The sequence below is a fragment of the Stenotrophomonas sp. AG209 genome (assembly GCF_003550055.1).
Taxonomy (GTDB): domain Bacteria; phylum Pseudomonadota; class Gammaproteobacteria; order Xanthomonadales; family Xanthomonadaceae; genus Stenotrophomonas.
Genome location: NZ_QXDB01000003.1, coordinates 207,365 through 219,989 on the forward strand (window position 1 = coordinate 207,365; position 12,625 = coordinate 219,989).

The 12,625-nt window shown below is 68.6% G+C and carries 13 protein-coding genes; 4 read left to right on the forward strand and 9 right to left on the reverse strand.

All coding sequences use genetic code 11. The annotated features are described in order from the left end of the window. The first annotated feature begins 12 nt into the window (after nucleotides 1-12). The 3 genes from DFO63_RS16095 (at nucleotide 13) to DFO63_RS16105 (ending at nucleotide 3,206) form a co-directional block, all read left to right on the forward strand. Nucleotides 13-822 (forward strand): uroporphyrinogen-III synthase, encoded by an 810-nt coding sequence (locus tag DFO63_RS16095; RefSeq protein ID WP_119007355.1) that lies wholly within the window; start codon nucleotides 13-15, stop codon nucleotides 820-822. Nucleotides 823-926: 104 nt separating this feature from the next. Next, on the forward strand, nucleotides 927-1,904 hold the full coding sequence (locus DFO63_RS16100) for a uroporphyrinogen-III C-methyltransferase (RefSeq protein ID WP_119007356.1): 978 nt from the start codon (nucleotides 927-929) through the stop codon (nucleotides 1,902-1,904). A 6-nt stretch (nucleotides 1,905-1,910) separates the two neighbouring features. Beyond that, nucleotides 1,911-3,206, forward strand: coding sequence for a heme biosynthesis HemY N-terminal domain-containing protein (locus DFO63_RS16105; protein WP_119007357.1), 1,296 nt, complete (start codon nucleotides 1,911-1,913; stop codon nucleotides 3,204-3,206). Nucleotides 3,207-3,324: 118 nt separating this feature from the next. Here the strand turns inward: DFO63_RS16105 and DFO63_RS16110 are convergent, their stop codons facing one another. Continuing rightward, entirely contained in the window at nucleotides 3,325-4,620 is a 1,296-nt protein-coding gene (locus DFO63_RS16110; protein WP_029550824.1) for an acetyl-CoA C-acetyltransferase, read from the reverse strand. 93 nt (nucleotides 4,621-4,713) lie between these two features. Here DFO63_RS16110 and DFO63_RS16115 point away from each other — a divergent pair, with 93 nt between their 5' ends. Continuing rightward, nucleotides 4,714-5,601: a hypothetical protein gene (locus DFO63_RS16115; protein ID WP_014035521.1), complete on the forward strand. Its 888-nt coding sequence runs from the start codon at nucleotides 4,714-4,716 to the stop codon at nucleotides 5,599-5,601. Between the two features lie 136 nt (nucleotides 5,602-5,737). Here DFO63_RS16115 and DFO63_RS16120 read toward each other — a convergent pair whose 3' ends face one another. The 8 genes from DFO63_RS16120 to DFO63_RS22035 all read right to left on the reverse strand — a co-directional run bounded on the left by DFO63_RS16120 (nucleotide 5,738) and on the right by DFO63_RS22035 (nucleotide 12,618). After that, complete coding sequence (locus tag DFO63_RS16120; RefSeq protein ID WP_101764677.1) at nucleotides 5,738-6,364, reverse strand: superoxide dismutase family protein; 627 nt, start codon at nucleotides 6,362-6,364, stop codon at nucleotides 5,738-5,740. A 32-nt stretch (nucleotides 6,365-6,396) separates the two neighbouring features. Continuing rightward, the gene (locus DFO63_RS16125; protein ID WP_014035519.1) at nucleotides 6,397-6,966 is read right to left on the reverse strand and encodes a superoxide dismutase family protein; all 570 of its coding nucleotides are present in this window, start codon (nucleotides 6,964-6,966) and stop codon (nucleotides 6,397-6,399) included. A 93-nt stretch (nucleotides 6,967-7,059) separates the two neighbouring features. After that, a complete protein-coding gene (ntrC, locus tag DFO63_RS16130; RefSeq protein WP_101764676.1) occupies nucleotides 7,060-8,508 on the reverse strand; it encodes a nitrogen regulation protein NR(I) in 1,449 nt (482 codons plus the stop codon). Then, nucleotides 8,501-9,562, reverse strand: a complete 1,062-nt coding sequence (locus DFO63_RS16135) for an ATP-binding protein (RefSeq protein ID WP_032959394.1) — start codon at nucleotides 9,560-9,562, stop codon at nucleotides 8,501-8,503. Before DFO63_RS16135 ends, ntrC begins: the two co-directional genes overlap by 8 nt. Before the next feature lie 82 nt (nucleotides 9,563-9,644). Then, on the reverse strand, nucleotides 9,645-9,959 hold the full coding sequence (locus tag DFO63_RS16140) for a hypothetical protein (RefSeq protein WP_008268793.1): 315 nt from the start codon (nucleotides 9,957-9,959) through the stop codon (nucleotides 9,645-9,647). Nucleotides 9,960-10,031: 72 nt separating this feature from the next. Continuing rightward, nucleotides 10,032-11,198, reverse strand: a complete 1,167-nt coding sequence (locus tag DFO63_RS16145; RefSeq protein ID WP_119007405.1) for an MltA domain-containing protein — start codon at nucleotides 11,196-11,198, stop codon at nucleotides 10,032-10,034. 67 nt (nucleotides 11,199-11,265) lie between these two features. After that, the gene (locus DFO63_RS16150) at nucleotides 11,266-12,012 is read right to left on the reverse strand and encodes an N-acetylmuramoyl-L-alanine amidase (protein WP_119007358.1); all 747 of its coding nucleotides are present in this window, start codon (nucleotides 12,010-12,012) and stop codon (nucleotides 11,266-11,268) included. Between the two features lie 258 nt (nucleotides 12,013-12,270). After that, the gene (locus tag DFO63_RS22035; RefSeq protein WP_147416465.1) at nucleotides 12,271-12,618 is read right to left on the reverse strand and encodes a hypothetical protein; all 348 of its coding nucleotides are present in this window, start codon (nucleotides 12,616-12,618) and stop codon (nucleotides 12,271-12,273) included. Nucleotides 12,619-12,625: the final 7 nt, after the last annotated feature.

Here is a 12,625-nt window from a genome sequence, read left to right on the forward strand (position 1 = left end):
AGGGCCCGCATAATGCAGGCAATGGTCGACCATACGATACCCACTGGCGCCAGCCGTTCCGGCGCGCGCTGGACCCTGATCTCGCTGCGCCCGCAGGGCCAGCATGCGGCGCTGCGCCGCGCCGTTGCTGGGCTGGGCGGGCATGTGCTGGCCCTTTCGCCGTGGCGGTTGCAGCGCCTGCACGGCACGCCCGTGCTGCGCCAGCTGCAACGCGCGCTGAACTGCGATCGGGTGGTGTTCACCAGCCCGGCCGCCGTTGCCGCAGCCGCGTCCCTGCTGCCGCTGGCCGAAGCGCAGCGCAGCCCGTGGCTGACCGTGGGCGAAGGCACTGCGCGCGCATTGCAGGCACACGGCATCACCGAGGTGCACGCGCCGCAGCGGATGGACAGCGAAGGCCTGCTGGCGCTGCCGGTGCTGGCCGACGTACAGGGCCTGCGCATCGGCCTGGTGACCGCGCCCGGCGGGCGTGGCCTGATTGCCGCGCAGCTGCAGGCGGCGGGCGCCACGATCGAACGTGCCGACGTCTACCAGCGTCGCCTGTTGCGCCTGCCGCCCCGTGCGCTGGCTCGATTGGCGCATTCAGCACAGCCGTGGGTGCTGGCCGTGAGCAGTGGCGAGGCGCTGCAGCATTTCTGGCAGCAGCTTCCGCCGGCATTGCAGCAGCGCGTGCAGGTGCACGCGACCGCCGTGGTGGCCAGTGATCGCCTCAGCGAACAGGCCCGGGCACTGGGCCTGCAGCACGTCGTGCGCGCGGCCGGCCCCACCAGCGCACAGCTGGTGGGGGCCGCACACGCCACGCTCACCGTCCCGGCAGCGACCTGAACAGGGACGTGGGTCACGCTTGCCGCTGTCGTCGGCAACAGTGATGCTGTGCACAACGCGGCCTGCCGGCCCCCGACCGGCGACGTTGCCGACAAGGAAGCCCGATGAACGACACTCCGCCCGTTTCCCCGCCCCGTCGACCCGTGCGCTGGCTGCTGCCGCTGGCCGGTGTGGTCGTGCTTGGCGTGGGCGGCTATGCCGGCTGGTACGTCTGGCAACAGCAGCAGAACGAACAGGCAGCGCAGGCACAGACCACCGCCGTGCAGCTGCAGGGCCTGGAGGCCACGCTGGATGCACTTCGCCGTGACCAGCGCGCGAGCAGCCAGCGCCTGCAGGACGCGGCCGCCACCAACCGCGTGCTGCGCGACGAGATGCTGGGCCTTTCCCAGCGCAGCGCATTGCTGGAAGAGAACCTGGCCAAGCTGGCCGACAGCGCCAACCAGGGCCGCCAGGCGGTACAGCGTGATGAGGCCGAACTGTTGCTGACCCAGGCCGCGCAGCGCCTGAACTACGCCGACGATGTGGAAGGCGCACGCCGGTTGTACGCCCAGGCCGCGACTGCACTGGCCGAACTGCCCGACACTGATGGCCTGAACCTGCGCCAGGCGCTGGTTCAGGAGCGCGAGGCACTGGATGCGCTCGGCAGCGGCCCGCGCGTGCAGTCGCTGCAGCGCCTGGATGCTGTGGGCCGGGCGCTGCAGGGCCTGCCCTCGCAGATCACCGGCACGAACGGCAGCAGCACCGCCAAACCCTGGTGGCAGGCAACACTGGCACCGTTCGTGGACATCACCCCGAGCCGCCAGAACGGCCCGCTGACCGCCGCCGAACAGCGCAATGCCGACGACGCGCTGCAGCTGGAACTGACATTGGCACGTGCCGCCATCGAGCGCGGCGACCGCGCGGGCCGCAATACCGCATTGGACCGCGTGGAGCACTGGGCACAGCGGCGCTGGCCGGATTCACCAGCCCTGCGCGCACAACGTGCTGAACTGAAGGCCTTGCGCGAACTTCCGCTGCAGGCCAGCGACGCTGTTCTTGGCAGCACCCTGCAACAACTGCGCACCCAGACCGACCGGAGGTAAGCCCGCATGAAACCCCTGCAATCCCTGGTCGTGCTGTTGCTGGCCGTGGCCATCGGCGTGGTGGCCGCGCAATGGCTCGGCGCCGATGACCTGAACCGCTTCGGCGAAGTGACCCTTCGCTACGGCGGCTACGACTACCACAGCAACCTGCCGAAGGTGGCGCTGCTGACAGTGATCGCGGTGCTGGTGCTGTGGCTGCTGTGGAGCCTGATTGCCGCACCGTTCCGTGCCTGGGGCCGCTACCGCCGCAAGCAGGGCCGGGTGCGCCTGATCGACGGCCTGCAGGCCTATGAGCACGGCCAGTGGCAGCGTGCCGAGAAGCTGCTGGACGGTGCCGCCAAGGACCCGGAAGTGAGCGCGGTGGCGCTGGCCAACGCTGTGCGCAGCGCGCAGGCACGTGCCGATGGCCCGGCTGGTGAGGCGCTGCTGCAGCGCCTGGGCGAGAGCGATGCCACCCTGCAGGCGCTGCTGCGCGCCGAGCAGCTGCTGGCACGCAATTTGCCGGTGGATGCGATCAATGCCTTGGACGTAGCGGCGATCCAGCCGCTTCCGCCGCGTGGCCTGTGGCTGCGTACCGAAGCGCTGGCACAGGCCGGCCGCGCCCACGAGGCGTATGGCCAGCTGGGTGCGCTGCGCCAGAGCAAGGTGCTTCCGGCCGACGCGAACAGCGAGCTGGAAGCGCGCCTGGCCGCACAGGCGCTGCTGGAAGCAGCCGACGTCAATGCGCTGGCCGCGCAATGGGAAGCCACGCCGAAGGCACTGCGACCGACCCCGGACGTGGTGGGCGCCTATGCCAGCCGTGCGGTGGCACTGAACTGGGATGAGCCTGCATTGCTGGCGCTGGAACAGGCGCTGGACCATCGCTGGGACGACGAACTGGTGACGCTGTATGGTCGCCTTCCCGCCGAGCGCCTGGCCACGCGCCAGGCCAACCTTGCGCGCTGGCGCAACGTGCACGACAGCTCGCCCGCACTGCGCCTGGCGCAGGGCCGCGTGGCCCTGGCCCAGCAGCAGTGGGATGCCGCCGACGCGTTCCTGCACGAAGCCATCGCCGCAGGCGCGGGTGCACCGGCGTGGGAAGCGCTGGGCGAACTGTTCGCGCAGCGTGGGGATCATGCGCTGGCCGCGCAGTGCCTGGCCAATGCGCTGCGCCTGCAGCGCGGCGAGGACAGCGTGGAACTGGTGCGCGGCAGCGAAGCGCCGCTGCGTGCCACTGTGGAAGAGCAGCCGGTTACGGTGCAGCCGCCGGTGTATGACGCCAACGAAGAGCGCGACGAATTCGGTAATCCGCGGTTGCCGTAAGCATGGCTGAGGTGTGCCGACCAACGGTCGGCACCCACCGGAGCAAGAAAAAACGCCGCCCATCGGGCGGCGTTTTCGTACCAGCGTTGCCGGCCAGCGGCCGGCACTACCGTGATGCTCAGCGCTCGACGATCGCCACCACGCCCATGCCGCCGGCGGTGCAGATCGACACCAGCGCACGGCCACCGCCGCGCTCGGCCAGCTGCTTGGCGGCAGTGGCGATCACGCGTGCGCCCGTGGCCGCGAACGGGTGGCCGGTAGCCAGCGACGAGCCCAGCAGGTTGATCTTGTCCGGATCGATGCGGCCCATCGGCGCGTCCAGGCCCAGGCGGTTGCGGCAGTAATCCTCGCTCTCCCACGCGCGCAGGGTGCACAGCACCTGCGCGGCGAAGGCTTCGTGGATCTCGTAGATGTCGAAGTCCTGCAGGGTCAGGCCGTTGCGCTTGAGCATCTCCGGCACGGCCACGGTCGGTGCCATCAGCAGGCCTTCGCCATGCACGAAGTCCACCGCAGAGACATGCGCATCGCGCAGATAGGCCTGAGGCTCATGGCCGTGCGCACGCGCCCACTCTTCGCTGGCCAGCAGCACGGCGGCGGCGCCGTCGGTCAGCGGGGTGGAGTTGGCGGCGGTCAGCGTGCCGCGGCCGGAGACCTTGTCGAACGCCGGCTTCAGCGTCGCCAGCTTTTCCAGCGAGGTATCCGGGCGCAGGATGTTGTCACGCTCTACGCCACGGAACGGTGCGATCAGGTCGTTGAAGAAGCCGCGCTCATAGGCTGCGGCCAGCTTCTTGTGCGACGACACCGCCCACTCGTCCTGCGAGTCGCGCGAGATGTTCCACTCCTTGGCCATGTCCTCGCAGTGGTCGCCCATGCTCTTGCCGGTGCGCGGCTCGGCCACGCCCGGGAACTCGGGCTTGAGCTCGGAGAACTTGAAGCCGGCGGTAAGCGCACGGATCTTGTCGCCGGTGCTCTTGGCACGGTTGGCAGCCAGCAGGCGCGCGCGCAGCTTCTTGCCATAGACGATCGGCACGTCGGAGGTGGTGTCCGAACCGCCTCCGATGCCCGACTCAATCTGGCCCAGCGCGATCTTGTTGGCGACGGTGATGATGCTGTCCAGCGAGGTGCCACAGGCGCGCTGCAGGGTGATGCCCGGGGTCAACGGCGACAGGCCGGAAGACAGCGTGGCTTCGCGGCCCAGGTTCCAGTCGCTGGAGTGCTTGATCACCGCACCCATCGCCACTTCGCCCAGTTGCTGGCCATGCAGGCCGAAACGTTCGACCAGCGCGCCCAGCGTACGGACCGACATGCCGAGGTTGCCGACATCCGAATACGCGGTGTTCTGGCGGCAGAACGGAATGCGGACGCCACCGAGGATGGCGACGGGACGAGCGTTGGGCATGGAGATACCTGGCATGGATGAGGGTGTCTGCAACATGGCCTGCACGACGGAGCAGGCATAATGGAGCCAAGTGTAGCTGCCGCCCTGTGATGGGCCAACCGTGGAACCATGAGCAAACCCGACCCCGCGATGAATGCCCTTGGCGTGCTGGCCCTGGAACTGGCCGGCGGCGAAATCCCCCGCCAGGCGGTGCTCAGCGCTGAACAGGCCGGTGAACTGGCCGAACGCGTCGGCCGTGACCTTTCCAAGCTGGTGCCGCAGGTGGCCGAGCTGGACCTGGTGTTCGCCGCCGCCCATTTCGACCCGGCCGAAGTACTGCGCCCGGGCTGGCCGATCCATCGCCGCCTGGAAGAACTGCAGATGCGTGCCCCGGGCCGCAACCAGGGCCCGCGCCTGCTGGCCTTTGGTACCGATGCCGAGGGTGACGTGCCGCTGCCGTTCCAGGCCGATGCCAGCCTGGTGGGCGGTGGACTGCGCGTGGTGCCGTTCCTGCTGACCGGCAGCGATGTGGCCACCACCAATGCAGTGGCCAATGCGCTGGAAGAGACACTGCTGGCCAACGGCATGGCGCATGCCGACACCGCGTTGATGGCGCAGAACAGCTTCGGTGCCCGCATCGAGCACGCGCGCTATTTCACCGTGAACGACCTGGCCGCGATGATGTCGATGCAGTACGACAACCAGGGCCTGGCGGCGCTGTGGCCGCTGATCGAGACCGCGATCATGGCCCCGGGCGAGGACGAGTGGCTCAACGCCGCGCCCGAGCCGCTGCTGCGCTATACCCACGGCGAAGCACGCATGGCGCTGTTCGATCCGGCCGGCTGGTGCGCCCACTACAACCACGGCAACAACGACTGCGACCGCCTGAAGGGCATCTACGAGCAGTTCCTGATGCGCCAGCGGCAGATGGCTGCGGTACTGGAAGCACACGGCGTGCCGGTGCTGTTCGTGCATTGCGAGGCCGGGCAGGACGCGCGCGAGCTGCTGGCGCGCTGATCCGGGGGGGCCTGTTGGTAGTGCCGGCCGCTGGCCGGCAACCCTCATATCTGCGAATGCCGGCCAGCGGCCGGCACTACCGATCAAGAAAAACGCCGGCTTGCGCCGGCGTTTTCCATTTCCAGCAGGACCGCGCTTACGGCGCCTTCTGGATCACCGCGCAGGCCAGGCGCGCGCCGGCGTTGCCGGTCGGCTGGGTCTTGTAGTCGTCCGCATCGGCGTGGACGATCAGGCCGCGGCCGATGATGTCGAAGTCATCACCCTTGCCGATGTTGACGTTGCTCGACACCGGGCCGTCGATGGTGGCCACGCCCTTGTCGTCGGCCTTGATGTTGGGCATGTCGCCGCCGTGGTGCGGATCGGTGGCGACGTTGCCGTGATCCTGGTGGCCCGGGTTGAAGTGACCGCCGGCGCTCATGCCGTCCGGCGCGCTGCAGTCGCCCTTTTCGTGGATGTGGAAGCCGTGCTCGCTGCCCGGCTTCAGGCCGGTGATCTGGCCGGTCACGTGGACCTTGCCGTCGACCACCTTGAAGGTAACGCTGCCCTTGGCCTCGTTGCCCTGGGTCGGTGCCAGCTCGGCGGTGGCCGAGGCATCGGCCGCCGGGGCGGCAGCGGGTGCCGGGGCTGCGGCCGGTTCGGTGGTGGCGCCCTCGGCCGGGGCGGCCGGCGGGGTTTCAGTCTGCGGAGCGGCCGGCTGCTGGCCGCAGGCCGCCAGGCCCAGCGCGGCGATGGCCGCAAACAGTGAAGTGTGGATCAGACGCATTGGAATCTCTCCCTGGATGAAGCCTGCGGTGATCAGCGGACGACCCGGATCACGCCACAGGCGATGCGGACGCCGGCATTGCCGGCGGGCTGGCTGCGATAGTCGTCGGCGTTGGCATGCACGACCAGTGCACGTCCGGCGATATCGGTGGCGGCGCCTCCGCCAAGGGTAACGCCCTTGAGGTGGATATCGACGTTGGCGCGGCCCTGGGCGTCGGCACGCAGGTTGTCCATGTCGCCCAGGTGGTGCTTGCCGGTGCCGGCGCGACCATGCGCGGCGCCACCGGGGTTGAAGTGGTTGCCGGCGCTGCTGGCATCCACCGCGCTGCAGTCGCCACGCTCGTGGATGTGGAAACCGGCCTGCTGCATCGGCTGCAGGCCACCGATCAGCCCGGTGATGTGGATGCCACCAGGCTCCACCATCAGCGCGATGCGGCCACTGACGATGCTGGCCGAGGCCGGCGACAGGTTGGCCTCCGCCTGCTTGGCGGCACTGACCACGGTCGGCGGCGGCGGGGTGGGCTCGGCCTTCTTCGGTGCGCTGCCACAGGCAGACAGCAGCACGGCGGCGGACAACGGCAGGATGGCAAAGGACAGACGCATCGAAGACTCCTTGCAGGTGACACTACGGACGGCATCGTCCATGAACGATCAACGGTTCGGCAAGCGGGCGCGAGGATCGCGTGCAGGGACCGTTCAATGGCCCCCGCGGCGGCGCCCGGCGCCCAGCTTGCGGGTAAGGGTATTGCGGCCGAGTCCCAGGCGGGCAGCGGCTTCGGCGCGGCGGCCATGGGTGATCTGCAGCGCGGCCTCCAGCAGGGCATGGTCGACCCGCTCGCGCACCTGCGCGTGCAGCCCTTCCACGCCTTCGGCCAGCTGACGGCGCGCCCATTCGGCCAGCAGCGCTTCCCACTGGCCCGGATCGGCTGCGCTGGCACTGTTGCGGCGGCCGCGCGCGCGGTTCAGCGCGGTATCGACATCGGCCACGCCGATGGTGTCGGCGGCGGCCAGCGCGGCCATCCGCCAGCACACGTTCTCCAGCTCGCGCACGTTGCCCGGCCAGTCGTGCTCGCGCATCGCCTGCAGGGCCGCAGCGGTGAGGCGCTTCGGCGGCGTGTCCAGCTTGCGTGCGGCGGCGGCCAGGAAGGTGCTGGCCAGTTGCGCGATGTCCTCGCGGCGCTCGCGCAGCGGCGGCAGCTGCAGGCGCACCACGTCCAGGCGGTGCAGCAGATCGGCGCGGAACTTCCCCTGCGCGACCAGGCCTTCCAGATCCTGGTGGGTGGCGGCAACCACGCGCACGTCGACGCGGATCAGCTCGCGGCCACCGACGCGGAAGAACTCACCCTGCGCCAGCACACGCAGCAGGCGGGTCTGCAGCGGCAACGGCATGTCGCCGATCTCATCTAGGAACAGCGTGCCGCCGTTGGCCTGCTCGAAGCGGCCGATATGGCGGCGTTGCGCACCGGTGAAGGCGCCCGCTTCGTGGCCGAACAGCTCACTTTCCAGCAGTTCGGCCGGAATCGCGGCGGTATTGAGCGCGACGAACGGGCCCTGCGCACGCGGCGATTCGCGATGCAGCGCATTGGCCACCAGTTCCTTGCCGGTGCCGGTCTCGCCGGTGATCAGCACCGCCAGCGGCGCCTGCGCCAGGCGACCGATGGCGCGGAACAGCGCGCGCATCGGCGGCGTATCACCCACCAGTTGCGGCGGCAGGTCGCTATGCGCTTCCGCCGCAGGCGTGGGCGCCGCCAATGCCGGCGCAACTGCCGGCAGCACACGCTGCGCCAGCGCCACGGCATCGTCCAGGTCGAACGGTTTGGACAGGAATTCATGCGCGCCACCGCGGAACGCGCCCGCGGTGCTGGCCACGTCGGTATAGGCCGACATCACCACCACCGGCAGCTGCGGCAGCGCGGCCTTGAGCTTGTCCAGCAGCACCAGGCCATCGTCGCCGGGCATGCGCACATCGGTGAACAGCAGCGCCGGCGGCGGGCCTTCGCTCAAGGCCTGCAGGGCGGGCGCGGCGCTGTCGAAATCGACAACCTGGTAGCCCGCCTCGCGCAGCGCGGTGCACAGTACGAAGCGCACCGCACGGTCATCGTCGACCACCCAGATGCGCTGCGCGGTGGTGGGGGACTCAGACATCGCGCGGGGCCTCCTCGGCCGGGGCGGCGCCGTTGCCGATCGGCAACAGCAGGGTGAACACGGTATGGCCCGGACGCGAACGGTAGGTCAGCGTGCCGCGATGCTCGCGCGCGACCTGCTGGGCCAGTGCCAAGCCCAGCCCGGTGCCTTCGGCACGGCCACTGACCAGCGGCAGGAACAGGTGTTCCGCCAGTTCCTCGGGCACGCCACGGCCGTCGTCGGCGATTTCCAGGCGCAGCGCCAGCGTGTGCAGCTGCTCGGCGATGCGCACGCCATGCTCCACCCGGGTGCGCAGGGTGATGCTGCCGGCGCCGGCCTGGATCGCGTTGCGCACCAGGTTCCACACCGCCTGGGTGAGGCGGTCGGCGTCGCCGTGGAATTCGGGAATGCTGGGGTCGTAGTCGCGCTGCAGGCGTACCGCCCAGCCGGCCTCGTTCTCGGCCAGGCGCAGCACGCGCTCCAGCGCGGCATGGATGTTCAGTTCGGCATGCGGTGCGGCCGGGGCCGGCGACAGCAGCTGGTCGAGCAGGCCGTTGAGGCGTTCGATCTCCGACCCGATCAGCTCGATCAGCTCGCGTTCGCTGGCATCGCGCTGGGCCGCGCGGCGGGCCAGCAGCTGGGCCGCGCCCTTCAGCCCGGCCAGCGGGTTGCGCAGCTCGTGGGCCAGCCCCTTCAGCGCTGCGCTGAGCGCGCTGGGCAGGGCCTGGGTCGGGTCGAGCCCGGGAAATTCATCGACCGGATGCGCCTCCAGCAGCCAGCCGCCATCGTCGCGGCGGCTCATCCAGCCCTCGGCGAAGCGCGGTGCCTCGCCGGGCACCGCCAGCGCCAGCCGGTTCAGGCGCAGGCTGTCGCGCTCATCGCGGGCCAGGAAATGGGCCAGCGCCTCGCCCTGCACTTCCAGTGCGGCCAGCGGCCGGCCCAGCAGGCGCCGGACACTGACACCCAGCCAGCGGGCAAAGGCCGGATTGCAGCCGGCAATGCAGCCATCGGCCCCGGCCCAGGCCAGCGGCGTGCCCAGGGCATCGAGGGACGGCGGGGGTGCGGGGTCGGACATTGCACCAATGTAGTGCAAAACGCGGGGTTCGGGGTCGGATCCCTTTCCGTCAGGAAAGGGCTCTGACCCCAGCCGGGCAGCGTTACACCGGGTAGCCGGTGGCTTCCCGGGCCTTCTTCCAGGCGCTTTCGAATTCGCGCGCGGAGATTTCGTCGTCTTCGTCGAAATCCAGGAACGACACCGGCTGGTCGGCCAGCAGGAAGCGGTCGTCGCTGTGGGCATGCTCGTCGGCCCAGACCATCTTGGTGCCGTAGATTTCCACCTGGCGCACGATCTTCTCGCCGCGTGCTTCCATCAGCACGTTGCCCTTGCCCAGGCCCGATTCGGCCCAGTGCTTGTAGTACTTCTTTGCGGCCGATTTCGCGCCGGATCTTGCGTTGTGCTTTGCGTAGGTCATTGCAGGGGTCCTGGCCGCAGGCGCGGCCGGAAAGTTCGGAATGGCGCCATTATCAGGCATCCGGGGGCCAACCTACTGCGGCAACGCCACGCCCTTCGGCCACAGCATCCAGATGTTGCCCTTCTGCTTCATGTCGCCGGCCAGCTTGCCGGCGGCATCGCCGCTGCCCCAGTACAGGTCGGCGCGCACTTCACCGGCGATGGCGCCGCCGGTGTCCTGCGCGGCCACCGGTCGCACCACCGGGCTGCCGTCCGGGCGCGTGGTGGACAGCCACAGCAGGCTGCCCAGCGGCACCACGGTGCGATCCACGGCGACGCTGTAGCCGGCGGTGAGCGGCACGTTCAGTGAACCGCGTGGACCCTCCGGGCTGTCCGGATTGCGCACGAAGAACACGTAGCTGGGGTTGCTGCGCAGCAGCTCCGGCACGCGCGCGGGGTTGGCCCGGGCCCAGGCGCGGATCGCGTCCATGGTGACGTCTTCCTTCTTCAGCTGGCCCTGGTCGACCAGCCAGCGACCGATGGCGCGATACGGGTGGCCATTCTGCTCGGCATAGGCCAGCCGCACCTGCGTGCCGTCTGCCAGGCGCACCCGGCCGGACCCCTGGATCTGCAGCAGCTGCAGGTCCATCGGATCGGTCAGCCAGGCCAGCACCGGGGCCTTGGCGCCCTTGGCCGCGATGGTGCCGGCGTCGTCATAGGGCTTGAGCACCTTGCCGTCGAGGCGACCGCGCAGGCGCTTGCCCTTCAGTTCCGGGTAGACGCTGTCCAGCTGCACCACGATCAGATCATCCGGCGTGCCGTAAACCGGTACGGTGGCAGCGGCCGTGCGGGTGAGGCTGCCGGCGTAGATCGGCTCGTAGTAGCCGGTAATCAGCCCATCGGCCTGGTGACCGCCGGCACGCAGCGCATAGACATCGAGGTCGCGCTGCAGGAACTGGCGGATCGCGGCCGGGTCCTTGTCCGATACCGCGGCGGCGGCGGCGCAGGGCTTGGCCCAGACCGCATCGTTCTTCAGGCGGGTGCAGCTGCTGCGCCAGGCAACGAAGCCGGCCTGCAGGTCGCTGTCGGCGACCGGCGGCAGCGCACTCCAAGCGGCCTTGGCATAGGTGGCCGCGGGCGGCGTGACCGGCGTCGGCACTTCGGATCCAGTGCGGGGAGCGGTGGTGGAGCAGCCTGCGAGCACGGCCGCTGCCAGCAGGATGCAGTGCTTGCGCTTGAAGAAGGTGGCGGAATCGATCATGCCGCCATGGTGGCCGGCCGGCCGCTGGGCGGCAACCCAGCGCGGGGTCAAGCGTTCATGCGCGTGGTCACGGCGTCTGCAGCAGCAGCGAGTGCAGGATGCGGGCGTCTTCGGCATCCAGCGTCTTCGGCAGGTCGTCGCGGCCACGGAAACGGCGGTGGAAGGCAGCGACGGTGGCGTCGCGGTTGTCCAGCGGATAGCCGAAACGGGCCAGCGCATTCCACGCGTCGAAGCCTTCCGGCGCAGCACCATCGGCCGCACGCGGCCAGACGCCGAATCCGGCCTCGGCCAGCTGCTGCCACGGGAAGAACCGGCTCGGATCCTGCTTGCGCGTCGGCGCCAGGTCGGCATGGCCGATCACCTGTCGCGGCGAAATGTTCAGGCGCGTGGTGAGATCGCGCAACAGCACGATCAGCGATTCGATCTGCGCCGCACTGAACGGGCTGCGGCCATCGTTGTCGAGCTCGATGCCGATCGAGGCGGAGTTGAGATCGGTGATGGTGCCCCAGCGCCCGGCCCCGGCGTGCCAGGCACGGCGCTCATCGGCGACCAGCTGGTAACGATGGCCATCGGCGCCGATCAGGTAGTGCGCACTGACCGGTCCACCGCTGTTGGCCGTGCGCAACGTATGCAGGCTCTGCTGCACCGACTTCTGTTCGGTGTGGTGGATGACGATGATGACCGGCGTGCGCGCGTTCTGGTTGGGTGACGGCACCCAGGTGGCGAGCGGGTTGTGCTGCACGGGCGCGGTGGCGGTGCAGGCCGCCAGGGCCAGCGCCAACAGTGTGGAAGCCAGGAGGCGGGGGCTGATCATGGGCAGATTGTAACCATGGACCGCAGCCGTGGTTCGGCGCAGCGCGCCGATCGTCCAGACACCCCTTGGCCCTGAAACCGGATATTCGACAGTCAAAATTCGCCTAATGACCTGCACGAGTCCAAAGGAACAATTGCACGCAGAAAAGCCTGCCCGACACCAGCCACAGCCCCACCCCCAATAACAACCAAAATAATCAAAAATCCGTAACTTCAATCAGACCCTAAAGTACCAACTAGCACCCGAAAACAGCTGACATCAAACTATCACTTCAAATACCAATTCATCCCTAAAAAGCGTAAGCCTTGAAACTTCCGCAATGGACGCAAGGTCTCTCCGGGTCGTCCCTTCGCGAACTACTCCCGATATGAGGATCTCATCAAAGTATGAGGCAACACCACCAACCCATCCTCCCACGGCCTCATCAAGCAATCTTTCGAGACCAGGTGAACTCACCTCCACCCTAAGATCAGAAAATTGATGATCACGACTATCTACCAGAAAGCATTCCCTACCACGAACAACCAGAAAAGCCCTCAACGATACAACGCTTCCATACAGAGCCGGAAAATCAATACAAGAGAATTTTTCGAAACCATCAGACATTAAATAT